General features: G+C 72.4%; 17 protein-coding genes, 1 tRNA gene and 1 other RNA gene. 12 read left to right on the top strand and 7 right to left on the bottom strand.

Features of this window, described 5'->3' with window-relative positions; all coding sequences use genetic code 11:
* Positions 1-4: 4 nt before the first annotated feature.
* From IF20_RS17400 to IF20_RS17375, 6 genes are all read right to left on the bottom strand, one after another.
* The gene (locus IF20_RS17400) at positions 5-1489 is read right to left on the bottom strand and encodes a cytochrome P450 (protein ID WP_052866109.1); all 1485 of its coding nucleotides are present in this window, start codon (positions 1487-1489) and stop codon (positions 5-7) included.
* Positions 1486-2109: a GTP-binding protein gene (locus IF20_RS17395; RefSeq protein ID WP_052866108.1), complete on the bottom strand. Its 624-nt coding sequence runs from the start codon at positions 2107-2109 to the stop codon at positions 1486-1488. Before IF20_RS17395 ends, IF20_RS17400 begins: the two co-directional genes overlap by 4 nt.
* Complete coding sequence (locus IF20_RS17390) at positions 2090-2461, bottom strand: DUF742 domain-containing protein (RefSeq protein ID WP_052866107.1); 372 nt, start codon at positions 2459-2461, stop codon at positions 2090-2092. The genes IF20_RS17395 and IF20_RS17390 overlap by 20 nt, the downstream gene beginning before the upstream one ends.
* A complete protein-coding gene (locus IF20_RS17385) occupies positions 2458-2844 on the bottom strand; it encodes a roadblock/LC7 domain-containing protein (RefSeq protein WP_052866427.1) in 387 nt (128 codons plus the stop codon). The genes IF20_RS17390 and IF20_RS17385 overlap by 4 nt, the downstream gene beginning before the upstream one ends.
* Positions 2845-2898: 54 nt before the next feature.
* Positions 2899-4410, bottom strand: coding sequence for a sensor histidine kinase (locus IF20_RS17380; protein WP_324605573.1), 1512 nt, complete (start codon positions 4408-4410; stop codon positions 2899-2901).
* A 630-nt stretch (positions 4411-5040) separates the two neighbouring features.
* Positions 5041-5128: transfer RNA gene (locus tag IF20_RS17375), tRNA-Ser, on the bottom strand.
* A 129-nt stretch (positions 5129-5257) separates the two neighbouring features.
* Here IF20_RS17375 and ffs point away from each other — a divergent pair.
* From ffs to IF20_RS17330, 10 genes are all read left to right on the top strand, one after another.
* An RNA gene (gene ffs, locus IF20_RS37850) (signal recognition particle sRNA small type) lies at positions 5258-5356 on the top strand.
* Positions 5357-5484: 128 nt separating this feature from the next.
* Positions 5485-8259, top strand: coding sequence for a DNA polymerase III subunit gamma and tau (locus IF20_RS17370; RefSeq protein WP_052866105.1), 2775 nt, complete (start codon positions 5485-5487; stop codon positions 8257-8259).
* A 197-nt stretch (positions 8260-8456) separates the two neighbouring features.
* Positions 8457-8816, top strand: coding sequence for a YbaB/EbfC family nucleoid-associated protein (locus tag IF20_RS17365; protein WP_110944258.1), 360 nt, complete (start codon positions 8457-8459; stop codon positions 8814-8816).
* Positions 8817-9011: 195 nt separating this feature from the next.
* A complete protein-coding gene (gene recR, locus IF20_RS17360; protein ID WP_052866103.1) occupies positions 9012-9611 on the top strand; it encodes a recombination mediator RecR in 600 nt (199 codons plus the stop codon).
* Entirely contained in the window at positions 9604-10263 is a 660-nt protein-coding gene (locus IF20_RS17355; protein WP_052866102.1) for a DUF5063 domain-containing protein, read from the top strand. The genes recR and IF20_RS17355 overlap by 8 nt, the downstream gene beginning before the upstream one ends.
* A 432-nt stretch (positions 10264-10695) precedes the next feature.
* Entirely contained in the window at positions 10696-11967 is a 1272-nt protein-coding gene (locus IF20_RS17350) for an aspartate kinase (protein WP_052866101.1), read from the top strand.
* Entirely contained in the window at positions 11964-13142 is a 1179-nt protein-coding gene (locus IF20_RS17345; RefSeq protein ID WP_234426695.1) for an aspartate-semialdehyde dehydrogenase, read from the top strand. Before IF20_RS17350 ends, IF20_RS17345 begins: the two co-directional genes overlap by 4 nt.
* A gap of 457 nt (positions 13143-13599) precedes the next feature.
* Positions 13600-14265: a SigE family RNA polymerase sigma factor gene (locus IF20_RS17340; protein ID WP_110944257.1), complete on the top strand. Its 666-nt coding sequence runs from the start codon at positions 13600-13602 to the stop codon at positions 14263-14265.
* Positions 14262-15827, top strand: a complete 1566-nt coding sequence (locus tag IF20_RS37845; RefSeq protein WP_110944256.1) for a hypothetical protein — start codon at positions 14262-14264, stop codon at positions 15825-15827. Before IF20_RS17340 ends, IF20_RS37845 begins: the two co-directional genes overlap by 4 nt.
* A gap of 128 nt (positions 15828-15955) precedes the next feature.
* Complete coding sequence (locus IF20_RS17330; RefSeq protein WP_052866100.1) at positions 15956-16783, top strand: SURF1 family protein; 828 nt, start codon at positions 15956-15958, stop codon at positions 16781-16783.
* Positions 16784-17000: 217 nt separating this feature from the next.
* Here IF20_RS17330 and IF20_RS17325 read toward each other — a convergent pair whose 3' ends face one another.
* The gene (locus tag IF20_RS17325) at positions 17001-18809 is read right to left on the bottom strand and encodes a S9 family peptidase (RefSeq protein ID WP_052866099.1); all 1809 of its coding nucleotides are present in this window, start codon (positions 18807-18809) and stop codon (positions 17001-17003) included.
* Between the two features lie 193 nt (positions 18810-19002).
* Between IF20_RS17325 and cbiE the strand changes: the two genes are divergently transcribed.
* Both cbiE and cobM read left to right on the top strand, forming a co-directional pair.
* A complete protein-coding gene (cbiE, locus tag IF20_RS17320) occupies positions 19003-20421 on the top strand; it encodes a precorrin-6y C5,15-methyltransferase (decarboxylating) subunit CbiE (protein ID WP_110944255.1) in 1419 nt (472 codons plus the stop codon).
* Positions 20418-21167, top strand: a complete 750-nt coding sequence (cobM, locus tag IF20_RS17315; RefSeq protein ID WP_052866098.1) for a precorrin-4 C(11)-methyltransferase — start codon at positions 20418-20420, stop codon at positions 21165-21167. The genes cbiE and cobM overlap by 4 nt, the downstream gene beginning before the upstream one ends.
* The last annotated feature ends 35 nt before the right edge of the window (positions 21168-21202 follow it).

Genomic DNA, 21202 nt, shown 5'->3' with positions numbered 1-21202 from the left:
CGCCTCACCCCCGCAGCCATGCCCTCAGCGAGCCCCACCAGGACCGACGACTCCGGTGAGGCGGCGTCGACGGGTACGGGGGAACCGGAGGGAGCGGGGCGTCGGCAGCGGGCTCCGAGCCGGGGGCCGCCGCGTCCCGGGCGTCCGAGGGGGCCCCGGGCCCCGGGACCGTACCGGCCGCGCCGTCGTCGGAAGCGGAGAAGTGGCGCGGGCCCGGGGTGAACGTCACCGGCAGGCTGGTCAGATGGCGCGTCATCCAGCCCGACACCCAGCGCAGGTCCGTCTCGGGGATGCTGAGCCGGGCGTCGGGCAGCCGCGCCAGCAGCGTGTCGATGCCGGTGTCGGCGATGGCGCGCCCGATGTTCTGACCGGGGCATTCCTGCGAGCCGCTGCTGAACGCGAGGTGCCCGCGGTTCCCGTACAGCGGGGCCGAAGGGTCCGGGCGGGCGGCCGGGTCGTGGTTGCCGGCGGCCAGACCGAGCAGCAGCATGTCCCCCGCCTCGACCTTCTGACCGCCGATCTCCGTGTCCACGGCGGCCCAGCGGCCGGGGATGGTCATCAGCGGTGGCTCGGTCCAGAGCACGTGCTCCACCACGTCCGGCAGGACCATCTGCCCACCGGCCAGCGACGCGTGACAGCGGGGGTCGGTCAGCACCATCCGCAGCGTGCTCTTGAGCAGATTGACCGTGGTCTCGTTCGCCGCGATGAGGATGACCCGCAGGTGGTTCCAGACCTCCTCGTCGGTCAGCCCGGAAGGGTGCTCGATCAACCAGGACGCGATGTCCTGGCCGAGGTCCTTGCGTTTGCGCCGTACGAGGTCCGCGAGCGTCTCCACGATGAACTCGTTGCTGGCCACGGACGTCTCGGTGCCCGCCACCATGTCCCGGCTGGCCGCGACCAGCCGCGGCCCGAACTCGTCGGGCATGCCCAGCAGCTGCGTCAGGACGAGCATGGGCAGCTGCTCGGTGTACTCGGCGACCAGGTCGGCCTTCCCCCGCTCCGAGAACTCGTCGGTGAGCTGGTGGGCGAAGCGGATGATGTGCCGCCGGATGCCTTGGTGGTGGAAGCGGCTCAGGCTGTCGGTGACCGCCGTCCGCAGCCGGTCGCGCTCCGCACCGTCCAGGAACAGGCAGACCGGCTGCCAGGCGATCATCGGGAGCAGTGGGGAGTCCGGTGGCACCTTCCCCTCCTTGAACCAGCGCCACGTACGGGAGTCGCGGCTGAACCGGCCGGGGGTACCGGCGACTTCCAGGATCTCGCGGTAGCCGACCACGAGCCAGGCCGGCAGGTCGCCGTCCAGCAGGACGGGCGCGACGGGCCCGTGCTCGGCGCGCAGGCGCTCGTACATGCCCATGGGATCGGCGGCCGCCTCGGGGCCGAAGAGCCGGGCCAGTCCGTCGGTACTCCCGGCTCCGGCGTGCGCCGGGCACTCCGGGGGCGGTCCGGACGGCGACGTGGTGCGGGTCCGGTCGGGGGAGGAGGAGGTCACCGTGGCTCCGAGGTCGTGGTGGTGAGGGCGTACAGGTAACGCACGAGGGTGAGCAGGCCGTCGCGGCTGGAGGAACGCTCCCGGGCGTCGCAGTCGACCACCGGTACGGCATCGGGGATGTCCAGGGACTCCCGGAGGTCGGCCACCGGATAGGAGGGGGCGTCCGGGAAGGCGTTGATCGCGACGATGAAGGGCACTCCGCGCTCCTCGAGCCGGCCCATCACGTCGAAGCTGTCCTCCAGCCGCCGGGCGTCGATCAGGACCACGGCGCCGAGCGCGCCTTCGAAGAGGCCGTCCCACAGGAACCAGAAGCGCTGCTGGCCGGGGGTGCCGAACACGTACAGGACCAATTCGTCGCTGAGGGTGATCCGGCCGAAGTCCATCGCCACGGTCGTTTCGCTCTTGCGCTCGATGCCGGCGATGTCGTCGACCCCGGCGCTGGCCTGCGTCATGGTCTCCTCGGTGGTGAGCGGTCTGATCTCACTGACCGATCCGACGAGGGTGGTCTTCCCGACGCCGAAGCCCCCGACGACGACGACTTTCACCGCGGTGGTGACCGAGTCCGGCAGGGCGTCTTCGGGCCGGGGACCGACGACGGGCTCAGAGATTCTGTAGTCCATGCATCACCGCCTCCAAGAGTTCGACATCGGGCATCGTCCTGGCGGGGATCGACGCCCGGGCTTCGACGTGGCCGCTCGTCAGCAGGTCCGTGAGCAGCACGATCACCGCGCTGACCGGCAGCCGGAGATACGCGGAGATCTCGGCGACGGAGAGCGGGTAGCCGCAGATGCCGACGATGGAGGCGCGTTCGGGCTCCATGCCCGAACCGGCCTCGCTGCGGCTGACGATCAGCGTGACCACGTCCAGGGAAACGGGCTCCTCGGGCGGATTCCGGTCGTCGGCGAGGAGGTAGAGCCGGTCGGGGCCGCCTTCTTCCCAGGGCCGTGGCTTCGCCCTTTTCGGTTCTTTCATGGCAGCTGCCGGTCGGACCGCGGCGGACTGCTGAGGTGCTGCCCGATCCGGGCGACCAGGTCACGCATGCGCTGCCCCACCAGCCCGGCGTCCACGTCGGCGTCGGCCAGTACCGCCAGATACGCCCCGGCGCCGGCCGCCATCAGATAGAAGAAACCGCCGTCGACCTCGACCACCACGAGTTTCATCCGGCCGTCGCCGTGCGGGAATTCCACGGCGATGGCCGCAGAAAGACTTTGCAGACCGGCACAGGCGGCGGCGAGGCGGTCGGCCGCGTCGCCTTCCGTACCGTTCTGCGCCATACACAGGCCGTCCGAGGACAGCAACACGATATTGCGGATCTGCGGGACGCTGGATGCCAATTCCTCCAACATCCAGTCCATATTGAGCCACTGCTTTGTCACCACGTACTTACTCATCCTTACCTGATGATTCAGTTACTGCTCGGACTCGTCATCGCTCAGGCCGTGGGGACGAGGCGCTGGGGATTCGGTCGGGGAATCGGCGTGGGAATCGCCGGAGACGCCGTCGAGGAAGGCGGACATCCACAGCCCGGCCTCTGGGGGTGCGTCGGCCGATTCCGGGGACCGGGAGTCGGCGCGGCGGGAAGCCGTCTGGGGCCGCGGGTAGGGGGACAGCGCGCGGGTACGCCGCTTGCGCTGCGGGAGCCCGTTGGCGTTGCGCCGGACGGCGGTGGGCGCGGCCTCCTCGACGGGCGGCTGCGGGGCCCGCGTCAGGCCGTAGGCGGGGACATGGCGGTGCGGCGGCAGGACGGCTGCCTTGATCAGGTCTCCGCCGGGCACCGGGTTCACGGTGACCGTCTCCGGCGGGACGATCAGTACGACGCGTACGCCGCCGTACGCGGACTTCCGCAGGGACACCTTGAAGTTGTTCGCCTTGGCCAGCCGGCCGACCACCGCCAGGCCGAGACGCGGCGCCTCACCCAGGTCGTTCAGGTCCAGCCCCCCGCCGGGGGTGCTCTGGGCCAGGGCCTCCTCGGCGCGCCTGCGGGCCTCGTCGGTCAGGCCGAGCCCGGCGTCCTCGATCTCGACCGCCACGCCGGACTGCACCTCTGACGCGGTCAGATGGACCCGGGTCCGGGGCGGTGAGTAGCGCGTGGCGTTGTCCAGGAGCTCGGCGACGGCGTGGATCAGCGGCTCCGCGCCCCGGCCGATGATGCCGACGTCGGCCACCGAGTGCAGATCCACCCGCCGGTAGTCGGTGATCCGGGACATGGCGCCGCGCAACACGTTGAACAGCGGGATGTCCTTCTGCCACTGGCGCCCCGGGCGGGCCCCGCCGAGTACGGCGATGCTGTCCGCGAGCCGGCCGACCAGCGCCGTCCTGTGGTCGAGGTGCAGCAGGTCGTTGTAGACCTGGCGGTCCCGGCCATGGCGGTCCTCCATCTCCCGTACTTCCAGGGCCTGTTGATGCACGATGGCCTGGACGCGGCGGGCGATGTTCACGAAGGCCTGCTGGGCGGCGGAACGCAGGTCACCCTCGATCTCGACGGCCTGCAGGGTGCGGCGCACCACGCGGCGGTGCGCCGTGTCGAACCCGGGGCTGACGAGGGACGCCGTGTCGAGGGTGCGCACCACCTCGTCGACCGAGGTGCCCTTCTTCATCCGGGCCAGGGCAGTGGGCAGCGTCTCGTTGGCCAGCCGTACCGTCTCGATCTCCTGCTGGGCCAGCTGCCGTTGCAGGAAGTCCTCGCGCGCGGCGTACTGCTTGCGCAGCGTGTCGAGGGCGCGGCCCCGGCGCGCGGCGACGATCGCCGCCACGGCCACGGCCGTCGTCGCGACGATGCCGGCCCAGACGGTGTAGGGGCGGGCCGTCGGAGGCCCCGACGACGCGGCCACGGTCGTACATATGGCCAGTAGTGAGGGCGGCAGCAGCCACATCGCGGTGGCGGGCCCCGGCCTTCCGGGTGATGCATCAGCACGGACCATCGGCATCCTCAGAGCACAAAGGGGGGAACAGGGCGTCATGCGCGGCATTCACGGGCCCCGGGAAATGGCCGGCAACGGCAGGGGCGACCGTCGGATCACGCTCGCCGATATTCGGTCGCAGCGCATGACTTATCGACATTCCGCGCGGAGTCGGGTCCCCAGGACGCCCGAACCCTCGTGCGGTGGGCGGTATCACCACAGCCAGCAGCGACGCGTTTTTCCGTCGCAACTCGCTGCGCGGCAGTGAGCATAGCGGTGTGGGAATAGCTTTGTGGGGCGAGTGCATACGACAAATGAATGCACTCACGTGCGAAATTCAGCAGAATCGTTTGGCGCTGGCCATACGCCGAAATCCCCGGCTCCTTTTCGGGCTGCCGGCAACCGGCGCAAAGGAGCGGGTGCACAATTATGTCCGAGTCACGCGGCTTGCGGGCCATATGGCGCGAAGACGCAGCAAACCGGTGGCCTTGTCGGGGTGGCGCGTCCAGTTGATCGGCTCGGATGGCCGGGCCCACACGCATGCGGCGGACGAACCGGGCGGACGAACCGGAGGGCGAGAACCGCCACGAGAACGTCGAAGGGCCCCACTGCGAACAGTGGGGCCCTTCGACATCGTGCCCGGTGAGGCACTGGCGGAGGATACGAGATTCGAACTCGTGAGGGGTTGCCCCCAACACGCTTTCCAAGCGTGCGCCCTAGGCCTCTAGGCGAATCCTCCGAGGAAGACATTACATGACGTGGAGGAGTGCTCGCGAACTCGATCCCCGGCCGTCCCGTGTGACGTGAACAACCCCGTCCAGGGAGGTGGTGAGGGTCGTTTCGGGGGTGCTGGATCAGGTACTGTGGGCGCAGCCCCTCACGTGGCGCTATCTGACTGAACTCCCCCAGGGCCGGAAGGCAGCAAGGGTAGGTCGGCTCTGGCGGGTGCGTGGGGGGCGTTTGCGTTCCCGGGGCGGTGCTGCGCGTCCGGCAGGCCCGGGGCGCGGTGGCCCCGAGTCCGGTCCCCGGTGAGCACGGCCGTGGGGCATCGTCGGCGGGGACCGTTTGTCGGTGCGGGCCGATATCGTCGTATGCGTGTCATCCCTTGCGCTGTACCGCCGCTACCGCCCCGAGACCTTCGCCGAGGTCATCGGGCAAGAGCACGTGACCGACCCGCTGCAGCAGGCCCTGCGGAACAACCGCGTCAACCACGCGTATCTCTTCAGCGGACCGCGCGGCTGCGGCAAGACGACCAGCGCGCGGATCCTGGCGCGCTGCCTGAACTGTGAGCAAGGCCCCACTCCGAATCCCTGCGGGGAGTGCCAGAGCTGCGTCGACCTCGCGCGCAACGGCCGCGGATCGATCGACGTGATCGAGATCGACGCCGCGTCGCACGGTGGTGTGGATGACGCCCGTGAGCTGCGCGAGAAGGCCTTCTTCGGCCCCGCCAGCAGCCGGTACAAGATCTACATCATCGACGAGGCCCACATGGTCACCTCGGCGGGCTTCAACGCCCTGCTGAAGGTGGTCGAGGAGCCGCCGGAGCATCTGAAGTTCATCTTCGCGACCACCGAGCCCGAGAAGGTCATCGGGACGATCCGGTCGCGTACGCACCACTACCCCTTCCGCCTCGTCCCGCCCGGGACCCTGCGGGAGTACCTGCACGAGGTGTGCGGCCGGGAGGAGATCCCGGTCGAGGAGGGCGTGCTGCCGCTGGTCGTACGGGCCGGCGCCGGGTCGGTGCGTGACTCGATGTCGGTGATGGACCAGCTGCTGGCCGGCGCCGCCGCCGACGGCGTGACCTACGCCATGGCCACGGCTCTGCTCGGGTACACCGACGGGTCGCTGCTGGACTCGATCGTGGAGGCGTTCGCCTCGGGGGACGGGGCGGCGGCCTTCGAGGTCGTGGACCGGGTGATCGAGGGCGGCAACGACCCCCGGCGGTTCGTCGCGGACCTGCTGGAGCGGCTGCGTGACCTGGTGATCCTGGCGGCCGTGCCGGACGCGGCGGAGAAGGGGCTGATCGATGCCCCGGCCGACGTCGTGGAGCGGATGGAGGCCCAGGCGTCCGTCTTCGGCGCCGCGGAGCTCAGCCGGGCGGCCGACCTGGTCAATTCCGGTCTGACGGAGATGCGCGGGGCCACCTCGCCGCGGCTCCAGCTGGAGCTGATCTGTGCGCGGGTGCTGCTGCCTGCCGCGTACGACGACGAGCGCTCGATGCAGGCGCGACTGGACCGCCTGGAGCGCGGCGTCGGCGTCGCCGCGCTCGGCGGCGGCATGCCGGGCGGCGCACCGGGTGCGGCCGGGATGCCGGTCATGCAGCCGGGCGGCGAGCCCGCGGCGGGGTACGTGCCCGGGCCCGACACCCATGCGGCGCCGGGCGTTCCGGCGGGGCCGAGCGGTCCCGCGGCGGCGCGCGCCGCGGTGCGCGGCGCGATGGGCGGCACGGGAGGTGGCCCCGGGAACGGCCCGGCGGCCGGCGCAGCGACGGGAGCAGCGGCAGGCGCGCCGGGTGGTCCTGCCGGCGGCGGCCAGCCGGGGACCGGAGGGACGCCCGGTGCGGGCAGCGCGCCCGGGGACGCCTCGGGTGCCGGCCCCGCGCCCGGCAGCGGTGGCGGCCCGGCGGGCGCGTGGCCTTCCGGCGCGCAGCAGCCGGGGCGTGCGCCGGGCGACGGCGCGCAGGCGGCGGGGGCAGGCGAGGAGGCCGGTGCCGGGGCCCGTCGGCCGGGTGCCTGGCCAGGCGCGGCGAGCGGACCGGGCGGGCCCGGCGGCGCGAGCGGGCCGGGTGGACCAGGTGTACCTGGTGGCGCGAGTGGGCCGGGTGGACCAGGTGTACCTGGTGGCGCGAGTGGGCCGGGCGGTGCCGGTGAGGAGTCCGGGCAGCGGCCCGGGGCGTGGCCGACGACCGGTGGCGCAGGACCGCAGGGCGGACCGGCGGAGGGCGCCGAGGGCGGTGCGGCCGGTGGCCGCCGGCCCGGCGGCTGGCCGACCGCGGCCGCGCCGGGGAGCCAGGCGGGCCGCGGCGGCGGCGGCCAGGGCGGCGCACCCGTACAGCAGCCCGGTGGGCAGCCGTCGTACGCGCAGCAGCCGTCCGCGCCGCAGCCGTCCGCGCCGCAGCCGGCGGCCATGCAGCAGCCCGCGGCCCAGCAGGGCGGGGGCTCGCCGGGCGCCGGCGGACAGAGCAGCGCCCAGGGGACGCAGCAGGTACGGCAGATGTGGCCGGACATCCTGGAGGCGGTGAAGGGCAAGCGGCGCTTCACCTGGATCCTGCTCAGCCAGAACGCCCAGGTGGCCGGGTTCGACGGCACGACCCTGCAGGTCGGCTTCCCCAATGCCGGGGCGCGCGACAGCTTCGCGAACGGCGGCAGCGAGGACGTGCTGCGGGAGGCGCTGGCCGAGCGGTTCGGCGTGCAGTGGCGGGTCGAGGCGATCATCGACCCGTCGGGCGGTGCCAACCCGCCGAGCGGCGGCCCGGCCCCGCGCGGCGGCGGCTTCGGCGGCGGCGCGAGCGGCGGTGGCGGCTTCGGCGGTGGCGGTGGCTACGGCGGCGGTGCGGCCCCGGCCGGACCCCCTCAGGCCGCCGCGGCGCCGGCGGCGCCCGCGCAGGGCGGGTCCGACCGGAGTGGTGGCACGGGCGGCGGCCAGGGTGCGCAGCGGGCGCGGCAGGCCGTGTCCTCGGCCGGGGCGTCGCAGGCGCCGGGGCCGGCCGCGGAGCCCGCGTACCGCGAGCCGGAGCCCCCGCCGTACTCGATCGAGGACGACATGCCGGCCGAGGACGACGCCGACCTCGTCGACACCGCCCTCAGCGGCTACGACCTCATCGTCCGCGAGCTGGGTGCGACGGTCATAGAAGAGTTCAACAACGAGTGACGAGCGGCGTGGGTGACCGGTTTCCCCTCGGCTTTTCCCTCGGCGCCTCTTGTCGCTTTCCGTAATCGCCGCAGGCTCGTCGCTGCCCGGTGGAGGCGTACATCCGTGCTCCTCCCCGCGACGTAGGGCGTCACGCTCCCGGAGCACGTAGGCTCGGGCTACCGCACCCATTTGTAGTCGTAAGGCAGGAGTCCGCAGTGATCCCCGGTGGTCAGCCCGATATGCAGCAGCTGCTTCAGCAGGCCCAGAAGATGCAGCAGGACCTTGCGGCGGCCCAGCAGGAGCTGGCGCAGACGCCCGTGTCGGGGTCGGCGGGCGGTGGTCTCGTCAAGGCGACGGTGAACGGCGCCGGCGAGCTGAAGGGCCTGGAGATCGACCCCAAGGCGGTGGACCCGGAGGCGGCATCGCCCGAGGAGACGGCCGAGACCCTCGCGGATCTCGTCCTCGCCGCCGTTCAGGACGCCAACGCCGCGGCCGCGAAGCTCCAGCAGGACAAGCTGGGCCCGCTCGCGCAGGGCCTCGGCGGCGGCAGCGGCATCCCCGGCCTCCCCTTCTGAGGCCTCCCCGCAGCAGGGCCGGTCCGGTTTCCCGCGGGAAACCGGACCGGCCCCGGCGGGGAAGAACAGCAGAAGACCGGACGGCCGGCAGGCCGAGAGTTCCGGCAGGTTCCCTCTTCAGGGGGCCGAGACCTCCCTTTCGGACGGGAGGGCAACTAGCGTACGGAGCAGGGCGGACAAGGGAGAGAGCGTTCCGTGTACGAAGGCGTGGTCCAGGACCTGATCGACGAGCTGGGGCGGCTGCCCGGCGTCGGTCCCAAGAGCGCGCAGCGGATCGCTTTCCATGTCCTCCAGGCCGAGCCGACCGACGTCCGGCGGCTGGCGAACGCGCTGATGGAGGTCAAGGCGAAGGTCCGGTTCTGTGCCGTGTGCGGCAACGTCGCGCAGGACGAACAGTGCCAGGTCTGCCGTGACCCGCGCCGGGACCCCTCGGTCATCTGCGTGGTCGAGGAGCCCAAGGACGTCGTCGCGATCGAACGGACGCGGGAGTTCCGCGGTCGGTACCACGTACTGGGCGGGGCCATCAGCCCCATCGAGGGCGTGGGCCCGGACGACCTGCGGATCAGGGAGCTGCTGGCCCGGCTCGCCGACGGCACCGTCAACGAGCTGATCCTGGCCACCGACCCGAACCTGGAAGGCGAGGCCACCGCCACGTACCTCGCGCGCATGATCAAGCCCATGGGACTGAAGGTGACGCGCCTGGCCAGCGGACTGCCGGTCGGGGGCGACTTGGAGTATGCCGACGAGGTCACGCTCGGGCGGGCCTTCGAAGGACGGAGACTTCTCGATGTCTGATCCCACGCTGCACAACGCGTCGCAGAACCCGGACGACTTCGCCGTACAGGTCGCCGACTCGATCGACAGCTTCATCGTCGCGGTCACGGAAGTCGCGCGCGGCGACGAGCCGGACAGCGCCGTGCCCTTCCTGCTCCTGGAGATCTCCCAGCTGCTGCTCACCGGCGGCCGGCTGGGCGCCCACGAGGACATCGTCCCCGACGAGCGGTACGAGCCGGACGTCGGCCCGGAGCCGGACGTGGACGAGCTGCGCGAGCGGTTCGCGACGCTGCTGGACCCGGTGGACGTCTACAACGAGCTGTTCGACCCGTACGTACCGCGCAGTGCGCCGGTGGCCTGCCGGATCTCCGACGACCTCGCCGACATCATCACCGACCTGCGGCACGGCCTCGCGCACTACCGCGCCGGCCGGGTCAGCGAGGCCCTGTGGTGGTGGCAGTTCTCGTACCTGTCGAACTGGGGGCCCACCGCGAGCGCCGCGCTGCGCGCCCTGCAGTCGCTGGTCGCGCACGTCCGGCTGGACCAGCCGCTGGACGAGCTGGACGGCCTGGACACCGACACGGGCGCCGACGGCGGTGGCGACCTGGAGGAAGAGGCCGGGAAGGTGATGGCGGCGGAGATCGCCGGGCCGCTGGGCCTGCACCAGGCCTGAGCGCCGGGCGCGCACAGGGGGCCCGGCGTGCCCTTGGGCGCGGTCGCGTAACACCGTGCGCCCTGTGAGCTGGCTTACGTTTCCGGGTGGTTTCCGTGTGCTCCCGGCCGGAGCGGGCAGGTGGCCTGCCGAGCGGGCGCGACGGAGCGCCACGCCGGCCGTTTCGGGAGATACTCGGAAGAAGGACACGGGACGGCTCGTACCGGGTCAGGACGGTGAGCACTGTGGTCGAACGCGACCGACGTGCTGACCGTTTCGATCAGGTAGCGAGCAATGTGTCTCACGATGTGGTATTGGCGAGGCGGTTTCCGCCTGCTCGATAGACTGAGCCGACCGCATGGCCCCTGAACCCGGGGGTCCGGAAACACCCGCAGACCTGCGGAAACCGCAGGCCACGGGGGTCCGACAGACAGTTGCGAGGAGCGAGCACACGTGGGCCTTGTCGTGCAGAAGTACGGCGGCTCATCCGTTGCGGATGCCGAGGGCATCAAGCGCGTTGCCAAGCGAATCGTCGAGGCCAAGAAGAACGGCAACCAGGTTGTCGTAGTGGTCTCCGCGATGGGCGACACGACGGACGAGCTGATCGATCTCGCGGGGGAAGTCTCCCCCATGCCTTCGGGCCGCGAGTTCGACATGCTGCTGACCGCCGGAGAGCGGATCTCCATGGCCCTGCTGGCGATGGCGATCAAAAACCTCGGACACGAGGCGCAGTCCTTCACCGGCAGCCAGGCCGGCGTCATAACGGACTCCGTGCACAACAAGGCACGGATCATCGACGTCACGCCGGGCCGGATCAAGACGTCCGTCGACGAGGGCAACATCGCGATCGTCGCCGGCTTCCAGGGTGTGTCCCAGGACAAGAAGGACATCACCACCCTGGGCCGCGGTGGCTCGGACACGACCGCCGTCGCGCTGGCCGCCGCGCTGGACGCGGACGTCTGTGAGATCTACACCGATGTCGACGGTGTCTTCACCGCCGACCCGCGGGTCGTGAAGAAGGCCCGCAAGATCGACTGGATCTCCTTCGAGGACATGCTGGAGCTGGCCAGCTCCGGATCCAAGGTGCTGCTGCACCGCTGCGTCGAGTACGCACGCCGTTACAACATCCCGATCCACGTCCGCTCCTCCTTCTCGGGGCTTCGGGGTACGTGGGTCAGCAACGAACCGCAAGGGGACCAGCCGATGGAGCAGGCGATCATCTCGGGCGTCGCGCACGACACCTCCGAGGCGAAGGTCACGGTCGTCGGCGTACCGGACAAGCCGGGCGAGGCCGCGACGATCTTCCGGGCCATCGCGGACGCCGAGATCAACATCGACATGGTCGTGCAGAACGTCTCGGCCGCGTCGACGGGCCTGACCGACATCTCCTTCACGCTGCCGAAGACCGAGGGCCGCAAGGCCATCGCGGCGCTGGAGAAGACCAAGCCGTCCGTCGGCTTCCACTCGCTCCGCTACGACGACCAGATCGGGAAGATCTCGCTGGTCGGCGCCGGCATGAAGACCAACCCGGGCGTCACCGCGGGCTTCTTCGAGGCGCTGTCCAACGCGGGCGTGAACATCGAGCTCATCTCGACCTCCGAGATCCGCATCTCGGTCGTCACCCGCGCCGATGACGTCAACGAGGCCGTCCAGGCCGTCCACAGCGCGTTCGGTCTCGACACCGATTCCGACGAGGCCGTGGTGTATGGCGGCACCGGCCGATGACACCGGCCGACGGGCTGATGCCGGCGGCTGACGGCCTGCCGGCATCGGCCCACGGGTCGCCGCTCCCGGACAACGGTCCGACGGCGGCGGCCCCGGCAGGCCGCGCGGACGCCCGTGCGGCCCGCAAGCCGAACCTCGCCGTGGTCGGCGCCACCGGCGCCGTCGGCGGCGTGCTGCTCGGCATCCTCTCCGAGCGCGCCGACATCTGGGGCGAGGTACGGCTGATCGCCTCCCCCCGCTCGGCCGGCCGCAAGCTGACCGTGCGCGGTGCGGAGACCGAGGTCCTGGCGCTCGCCGAAGAGGTCTTCGACGACATCGACATCGCGCTCTTCGACGTGCCGGACGAGGTCTCGGCGCGGTGGGCACCGGTCGCCGTCGCCAAGGGCGCGGTGGTCGTCGACAACTCCGCCGCCTTCCGCACCGACCCGGACGTGCCGCTGGTCGTACCGGAGGTCAACGCGCGAGCCGCCCGAGCCCGGCCGCGCGGCATCATCGCCAACCCGAACTGCACGACGCTCTCGATGATCGTCGCGCTGGGTGCGCTGCACGCCGAGTACGGGCTGAGCGAGCTGATCGTCTCCTCGTACCAAGCGGTTTCCGGCGCGGGCAAGGCCGGCGTCGACGTGCTGCGCAGCCAGCTCTCCGCGGTGTCCGGTACCGAACTGGGCACCGCGCCCGGGGACGTACGGCGGGCCGTTGGGGACGACCTCGGGCCGTTCCCCGCGCCGATGGCGCTGAACGTCGTGCCGTGGGCCGGTTCCCTGCAGGAGGACGGCTGGTCCTCCGAGGAGCTGAAGGTACGCAACGAGTCCCGCAAGATCCTCGGGCTGCCGGACCTCCGGGTGGCCGCGACCTGTGTCCGGGTGCCGGTGATCACGACGCACTCCCTGACCGTGCACGCGCGCTTCGAGCGCGAGGTCACGGTGGCCGGGGCGCACGAGATCCTGGCGGCCGCGCCCGGTGTCGTGCTGTGCGACGCCCCGGAGGAGGGGGAGTACCCGACGCCTGCCGACGTGGTCGGCACGGACCCGACCTGGGTCGGCCGGGTACGCAGGTCCCTGGACGACCCGCTCGCGCTGGAACTCTTCGTCTGCGGCGACAACCTCCGCAAGGGCGCGGCGCTGAACGCCGCCCAGATCGCCGAACTGGTCGCGGCGGAGCTGACGGGCCACTGAGCCGCGGGGCGAGGGGGGCCGGGTTGAGCCGTGGTGTGGGCGGCCCCGGTTGATTGAACATCGAAGGAACCCACTCCCCAAGATGTTCCCCGGTGGGTAATATTTCGAGGACTACTTGTGAAAGTCCTGTGAGCGGACCGTCGGCCCTGGCCGCCTGAGCTGGGTCGATGACCTGTTCGGCTATTCGCTCCCCGTCGTGCTGCAACCGCAGCCGCGCGGGGAGCGTCTTTGTCGCCGCCCTTCCTGGGCGTTCGGCACGGCACGGTTCGGCGACGCGCCCTCACGGCGTACGGCGAAGGCCTCACAAAGGCCGCGGTAAGTGCGTAATACCGCCCCTAGGGGCGCGGGCAATATGGGGCATCGGGGAAGAGCTGGTACGCATGAGGGCATTCAACGCATCGCCAAAAACGGTGCCTTGCGCGTACAACCCTGACGGGGGGAAGCGTGTCCAACAGGCGTGGCAGAGGTACTCGGCATCGCGATCGGCTCGGTGGGCGCAGGCGGCACAGCTGTGGCGCGGCCATCGCGTACTCGCATCCCCGGCGGCATGCCGGTGATCGCGCCCTGGCCTGCCGCGCGCCCCTCTCAGGCGCCGTCCCAGCACGGGAACGCTGACGAGGCGATGGCAGCGGGCACCACAGTCGACCACCTCACCGAGACCTACAGAGCGCACTACCGCTCCCTGCTCGGTCTCGCCGCGCTGCTCCTGGACGACACCGCGTCCTGCGAGGACGTCGTCCAAGAGGCCTTCATCCGCGTACATTCCGCCCGCGGACGCGTGCGCGACCCCGAGAAGACCCTCGCCTATCTGCGGCAGACGGTCGTCAACCTCTCCCGCTCCGCCCTGCGCCGCCGCATCCTCGGTCTGAAGCTGCTGTCCAAGCCGATGCCCGACATGGCGAGCGCCGAAGAAGGCGCGTACGAACAGCTGGAACGGGACCAACTGATCAAGGCGATGCGCGGTCTGCAACGGCGCCAGCGCGAGGTCCTCGTGCTGCGTTACTTCGCCGACATGACCGAGGCGCAGGTCGCCGAGACGCTGGGCATATCGCTCGGCTCGGTAAAGGCGTACGGCTCACGGGGTATCGCGGCGCTGCGCGTCGCCATGGAGGCTCCGGCATGACCAGCAAGCAGTACGGCCCGCACGAGCCCTACTCCGAAGGCTCGACGGGCCGGCACGAAGCGGCGGCACGCCCGGAGGGCGGACCGGCGGAGCGAGAGGTACGTCCGGCGGGCGGACTGACGGAGCGTGAGGTGCGCCGGGGGGACGGTGCGCCGGAGCGTGAGGCGCGTTCGGAGGGTGGACTGGCGGGGCGTGAGGTGCGTCGGGAGGGCGGTGCGCCGGAGCGCGAGGCGCGTTCGGAGGGTGGACTGGCGGAGCGTGAGGTGCGCCGGGAGGGCGGTGCGCCGGAGCGCGAGCGCGGGAGGTGTACGGGTACGCCGGATGACAACGGTGCCATGGGGGACGGCACCGGGCGCCGGGGCGCCCCCCGCGCCGGGAGCGGACCCGCTGGTGAGGACGGCCTCGGTGCTGAGGGCGACCTCGGTGCTGGGGACGGCCTCGGCGCTGAGGGCGGCGAGGGTGCCGAGGGTGGCCCCGGCCGCACGGGTGGCCTCGGCGGTGGGATCGATCTCGGTGGCGCGGGCGGCCTCGGCGGCCTCGGTGGCCCTGGTGGTGGCGAGGAGGAGCTGCGGAACCTCCTGCAGTCCGCCGTCCAGGACCTGGAACCGTCCCCCGACTCCCTCGACCACCTCCGCCGCGCGGTACCGGCCCGGCGCAGGCGCCGCCGGCACGCCGTGGTCGGCGCCGCCGCCGTACTGCTCTTCGGCGGTACGGCCATGCCCGCCATGTTGCACGTCGCCAACGGCGGGGACGACGCGGCCGACCGCCAGGCCAACGCCGCCAGCAGCTCCCAGGCACACGTCACCAGCGGCGGCACGACCGGCGGGCCCGCCCGGCAGCACACCGACCGCCCGGCCGACAAGGACGGCAAGAAGGGCGACAAGGGCGACAAGAAGACCGGCAAGGACAAGGGCGAGGGCGGCAGCGCCGAGCAGTCCGGCGGCCCCGCCGCCGACCCGGCCGCCACGATGGACGTCACCTCCCCGGCCTGCCTGCGCGCTCAGCTCGGCAACGGCAGCGCCAGCGTCGCCGCCCCCGACGCCGAAGGCCGCGTCTACGGTGCCCTCCGGGTCGTCAACGTCTCCACCACGTCCTGCTCCGTCGACGGCGGCGGCAGCGTCGTCGCGGTCGCCCAGGGCAGCGCCGACCCGGCTCGCGTCCAGGTCGTCGACCACACCGCGGGCGACGCCGCACCCGGCCTGCCCGACCCCGCGACGGCACCGGGCCAGCTCGTGCTCAAGCCCGGCGAGGCGTACGAGGTGAAGTTCGCCTGGATCCCTGCGGAGGGCGGCGGCACCTCGGGCTGCGCGGCCCCCGGCACGCCGACCCCCGGCAGCTCGGAGGGCGCGGGCGGCAGCGAGCCGGCCAACACCGCACCCGTCGAGGGCAACGGTGACCAGACCGGCGGCGGCAGCGAGGCCCCCGGAGACGGTGGCGTGCAGGCGGCCAGCGTGGCGGTCAGCCACACCCCGGAGGCCGGCGAGCCGTCCGCGGCGTCCACCACGCTCAACGACGCGTGCGCGGGCACGGTCTACCGCACCGGCGCGCTGCCGGCGCAGTAACGACTCGGGCCCGTCCGGCCCCGCGCGTCGGCGGATACGGGCCCGCGCGTCGGCGGATACGGCCCCGCGGGCCGGCGGATACGGGCCCGCCGTCCGGGTACGAGGCAGGTGCCCGTACCTTTGATGGTGTGTACCGGTTCCTGCTCACCCCGCGATGGTGGGGAATCAACGTCTTCGTCCTGCTGGCGATCCCCGTGTGCATCTTCATGGGCAGCTGGCAGCTGAGCCGCTTCGAGGACCGCGTCGACACCCACCAGCAGCAGGAACACCAGGCGGCCGACGCCAAGGCCGCGGCCGCCCGCCCGCTGACGCAGCTGCTGCCCGTCGACAAGAACACCTCCGGCCGGCGCGCCACCGCGACCGGGCGCTACGACACCGGTCACCAGCTGCTCGTCCCCGACCGACAGCTCGGCGAACGGACCGGCTTCTACGTGCTGACCATGCTGCGTACGGACGGCGGCAAGGCGCTGCCCGTCGTACGCGGCTGGCTGCCGGGCGACGCGGACTCGAAGGCCGACGCGGCGAAGGTGCCGGCGCCGCCGCGCGGGAAGGTCACCGTCTCCGGTGCCCTCCAGGCCTCGGAGAACCAGGGCACGGAGGGCGCCCAGAGCGGCGGTGGCCTGCCGAGCGGCCAGCTCGGCATGATCAGCGCGGCGTCGCTGGTCAACATCGTGCCGTACGACGTGTACGACGCCTGGATCACCGTCTCCGCCGCGCAGTCCCCGATGAAGGCGGTACCGCCGGCCGCGGCCGAGGGCAGCGGCCTGGACCTCAAGGCGTTCCAGAACCTCGGCTACACCGGCGAGTGGTTCGTCTTCGCCGGCTTCGTGGTCTTCATGTGGTTCCGCCTCTTCCGCCGCGAGTCCGAAGCCGCCCGGGACGCAGCCCTGGGCATCGCCCCGGAGGAAGAAATGCCCGTGCGAGAGGCGTCGGTGGGGCAAACGGCGGCGAGGTAGGGGACCTCTCCAAGACCTCTCCGGGGGGCCTCCCCCCCCACCCCACCCCGCCCTCCCTCCCATCTCACGCAAGATCAACTCAGCTCGGAGTCACCCTCCCCGCGCTCCTCGGAGCCACCTCCCCGCGCCCCGGCGTCCCGGGGCACATCAGCGGCGTCCGTGCCCTCCGTGTTCTCCGCGTTTTCTGCGTTCTCCGCGTCTCAGGTCCTCCCCCTCCTCATACGCCCTCCGCGTCCAGGTAGCGGCGGGCGAAGTCCAGTTCCAGGCGGAGCTGCTTGATGCGCTCCTCCACGACGAGGGAGCCGTGGCCCGCGTCGTACCGGTAGACCTCGTGCGGGTGGTCGCGGTCCTTGAGGCGGTCGACGTAGTTCTCCACCTGGCGGATGGGGCAGCGCGGGTCGTTCACCCCGGCGGAGATGTACACGGGGGCGCGGACCGCGTCCACGTACGTCAGCGGGGAGGACGCCTCGAAGCGCTCCGGCACCTCCTCCGGCGTGCCGCCGAGGAGCGTGCGGTCCATCGCCTTCAGGGCCTCCATCTCGTCGTGGTACGCCGTGACGTAGTCCGCGACGGGGACGGCGGCCAGGCCCAGGGCCCAGGCATCGGGCTGGGTGCCGAGGCCGAGGAGGGTCAGGTAACCGCCCCAGGATCCGCCGGACAGGACGAGCTTGCGGGGGTCGGCAAGGCCGGATGCCACCGCCCAGTCGCGGACGGCGGCGATGTCCTCCAGCTCGATCAGGCCGACGCGGTGCTTGAGCGCGTCCGTCCACTCGCGGCCGTACCCCGTCGAGCCGCGGTAGTTGACCCGTACGACGGCGAAGCCGTGGTCCACCCAGGCGGCCGGTGCCGAGGCGAAGGCGTCGCTGTCGTGCCAGGTCGGGCCGCCGTGGATGTCGAAGACGGTCGGGAAGGGGCCGTCCCCGGCGGGCTTCTGGATCAGGGCGTGGACGCGGCCGCCGGGGCCCTCGACCCAGGTGTCCGTCACCGGGACGGAGCTCGGGGCCTTCATGCCGGGCGGGTCGAGGACGACCGCGCCGCTCGTGGAGCGGACCTCCGGCGGCTGGGCGGCGGAGGACCAGAGGAACTCCACGGTGCCGTCGGGCCGGGCGGTGGCCCCGGAGACCGTGCCCGTCGGGGTCTCGACGCGGGTCAGCTCGCCGCCCTCGGGGACGTACCGCCACAGCTCGCCGCGGGCTTGGTACTCGTGCTCGACCAGCAGCGCCGAACCGTCGGGGTACCAGTCGGCGCCGGCGTCGCCGGGCAGGTCGATGGCGAGGGCGGTCTCCTCGCCGGTCAGCGGATTCCAGATCATCGGCTCCCAGCGGCCGCGGCGCTGGTGGCCCACGAGCAGCCGGGCGTCGCCGTCGACCGGTGCGAAGCCCATCACGGACAGGCCCAGTTCTTCGGTGCCGCCCTTGGTGTCGTCCAGTTCGGCGACGGTGGAGCCGTCGGGGCGTACGACGCGGATCGCGGAGTGCATCGCGTCACCGTGCTCGGTGTGCTCGACGGCGATGAGCGAGCCGTCGTGGGAGAGGGCGCCGACGCCGGCGGACTCGCGGTGGCGGTAGATCTCCACGGGGTCCTGGCCGGGCCGGACGACGTGGACGGTCGAGCCCTCTTCGTCGGTGGAGCGGCCGATGACGGCCGTGCCGTCGCGGCCGAGGGCGAGCCCGCCCGGGTAGGAAGGGGCCAGGCCGGGCGCGGCGGGCTCGTCCTCGCCGCCGTCGAACGGCTGGCGCATCCAGATGCCGAACTCGTCACCGTCGGTGTCCGAGAACCACCAGATCCACTGGCCGTCGGGGGTGAGCGTCCCGTCCGTCGTGCCGTTCGGCCGGTCCGTGACCTGGCGCTGTGCACCGCTGGCCCGGTCCCACGCGTACAGCTCGAAGGTGCCGGTGGCGTTCGACACGAACAGGGAGCGCTCGGGGGCGTCCTCGGCCCACTCGGGCAGCCCGACGCGGGGGGCCCGGAAGCGCTTTTCCCAGTCCGGCATGGAGTCGGTGCTGGCAGGGGTCTCGTCAGTCATGGGACCCATTCTGCGCCCGGCGTGCGACATCTCGTCGGGTCGCCCGTTCGCCTGTGGAAAACTTTCGGCGCGGGCATGTCAGAGGCCGGACGGGGTGTGCCGGGGCAGGGCGGTCGGGAGGCGGCCACCGGCCCGCCGTCCGAGGCCAGTAGAGTGCGGCTCCGAACCCGCTCGACCTCCGAGGTAGCCGGCTGTGACCCCCGCCACGTCCCCACCCCCTACGCCACCGGCCGTGACCGTCGTCGGGATCGGAGCCGACGGGTGGGCCGGCATCCCGGTCGCATCGCGGGACGTGCTGCGGGACGCGGACGTCCTCATCGGCGGGCCGCGCCAGCTGGACCTGCTGCCGGCGGAGTGCGCGGGGCGCCGGGTGTCCTGGCCGTCCCCGCTGCGGCCCGCCGTGCCCGGGCTGCTGGCGGCGCACGCCGGCCGCAAGGTCGCGGTGCTGGCCAGCGGCGACCCCATGTTCTACGGCATCGGGCGGACCCTCACCGAAGTGCTCGGTGACGGGGCGATCGGCACCGACGCGCTGCGCATCCTGCCGCACCCCTCCTCCGTCTCCTACGCCTGTGCCCGGCTGGGCTGGCCGGTGGAGGAGACCGAGGTCGTCACGCTCGTCGGGCGGCCGCCCGCGCAGCTGTCCGCCGCCCTGCACGACGGCCGCCGGCTGCTGGTGCTCAGCGCGGGCCCCGGCACGCCGGCCGAGGTCGCCCGGCTGCTGGGCGAGCAGGGCTTCGGGCCGACGCGGATGCGGGTGCTCGAACAGCTCGGGGGTGAGCGGGAGCGGGTGCTGTCCGGTATCGCGGAGGACTGGCCGCATCCGCCCGGGGACGCGCTGAACGTCATCGCCCTGGTGTGCCGCCGGGCCCCGGACGCGCTGCGGCTCGGCGCCGTACCCGGACTGCCCGACGACGCGTACGAGAGCGACGGGCAGTTGACGAAGCGTCACGTACGTGCGGCCACGCTGGGCGCGCTCGCACCGGAGCCGGGCGAGCTGCTGTGGGACATCGGGGGCGGCTCGGGTTCGATCGCCATCGAGTGGATGCGGGCCCACCGTTCGTGCCGCGCCGTCTGCGTCGAGCGCGACCCCGTACGGGCCGAGCGCATCGGCCGTAACGCGGACCGGCTCGGCGTACCGGCCCTTCGGGTCGTCACCGGCCCGGCCCCCGAGGCGCTGGCCGACCTGCCGGCCCCGGACGCGGTCTTCATCGGCGGCGGGTTGACCAGCCCCGGCCTGCTCGCGGCCTGCTGGGCCGCGCTGCCGCCGGGCGGCCGGCTGGTCGCCAACACCGTGACGCTGGAGTCCGAGGCGCTGCTCGCGGACTGGTACCGGCGGCACGGAGGCGAGCTGGTACGGCTGGCCGTGTCGCACGCCGTACCGGTGGGCGGGTTCACCGGCTGGCGGCAGGCGATGCCGGTCACGCAGTGGGCCGTACGCAAGGATCCCGGCCCGGCGGGGGCCTCGGCCGATCCCGAGGCCTTCGACGTCCTCCGAGGGGGGACGTTCGAAGCGCCCGCGGGGGCCGGTGGCGCCCCGTGGACAGCGGCCGGGCCCGGCCGCGGGCCCGAAGGCGACGACGACTACGAAGCACTTCCAGGAGACGACAGATGACCGTGTACTTCATCGGCGCGGGCCCCGGCGCGGCCGACCTGATCACGGTGCGCGGTGCCCGTACGCTCGCCGGCTGCCAGGTCTGCCTGTACGCGGGCAGCCTCGTACCGCGTGAACTGCTCGCCGAGTGCCCGCCGGACGCGCGCCTGGTGGACACCGCGCAGCTGAACCTCGACGAGATCACCGCCGAGGTGCTGCGGGCGCACGAGGCGGGGCACGACGTGGCCCGGCTGCACTCCGGTGACCCGTCGGTGTTCTCCGCGGTCGCCGAGCAGATGCGGCGGCTGGACGCGGCGGGCGTGCCGTACGAGGTGGTGCCCGGGGTTCCGGCGTTCGCCGCGGCCGCAGCCGCGCTCAAGCGGGAGCTGACCGTGCCGACGGTCGGCCAGACGGTGATCCTCACCCGTATCGCGCAGCAGGCGACCGCGATGCCCGAGGGCGAGGACCTGGCCACCCTCGGACGCAGCGGTGCGCTTCTGGTGCTGCACCTGGCCGCCCGGTACGCGGACCGTGTCGTGGCGGAGCTGCTGCCGCACTACGGCGCCGACTGCCCCGCCGCGGTCGTCGCGATGGCCAGCCGGCCCGACGAGGTCGTGCTGCGCGGCACGCTGGCGGACATCGCGGACCAGGTGAAGGCGGCCGGGATCGTCCGTACGGCGGTCATCATCGTGGGCCGCACGCTGGGTGCCGAGCAGTTCCGGGACAGCCACCTGTACTCGCCGGAGCGCGACCGCCACGTGTGCTGAGACGGGGACGCCCTCCCGTGTGCTGAGGCGGGAAC

This window comes from Streptomyces niger (assembly GCF_000718305.1).
Lineage (GTDB): Bacteria > Actinomycetota > Actinomycetes > Streptomycetales > Streptomycetaceae > Streptomyces > Streptomyces niger.
Note: the sequence above shows the minus strand (reverse complement) of the source record. Positions and strands in the feature narration are given on the sequence as shown.

Bases quoted from the DNA above. Each gene is read 5' to 3' on its own strand.
- cobM (WP_052866098.1), top strand. From the start codon at position 20,418: ATGACCGTGTACTTCATCGGCGCGGGCCCCGGCGCGGCCGACCTGATC.
- IF20_RS17325 (WP_052866099.1), bottom strand. From the start codon at position 18,809: ATGACTGACGAGACCCCTGCCAGCACCGACTCCATGCCGGACTGGGAA.
- IF20_RS17355 (WP_052866102.1), top strand. From the start codon at position 9,604: ATGTCTGATCCCACGCTGCACAACGCGTCGCAGAACCCGGACGACTTC.
- IF20_RS17345 (WP_234426695.1), top strand. From the start codon at position 11,964: ATGACACCGGCCGACGGGCTGATGCCGGCGGCTGACGGCCTGCCGGCA.
- IF20_RS37845 (WP_110944256.1), top strand. From the start codon at position 14,262: ATGACCAGCAAGCAGTACGGCCCGCACGAGCCCTACTCCGAAGGCTCG.
- IF20_RS17380 (WP_324605573.1), bottom strand. From the start codon at position 4,410: ATGGTCCGTGCTGATGCATCACCCGGAAGGCCGGGGCCCGCCACCGCG.
- IF20_RS17395 (WP_052866108.1), bottom strand. From the start codon at position 2,109: ATGGACTACAGAATCTCTGAGCCCGTCGTCGGTCCCCGGCCCGAAGAC.
- IF20_RS17385 (WP_052866427.1), bottom strand. From the start codon at position 2,844: ATGGACTGGATGTTGGAGGAATTGGCATCCAGCGTCCCGCAGATCCGC.
- IF20_RS17390 (WP_052866107.1), bottom strand. From the start codon at position 2,461: ATGAAAGAACCGAAAAGGGCGAAGCCACGGCCCTGGGAAGAAGGCGGC.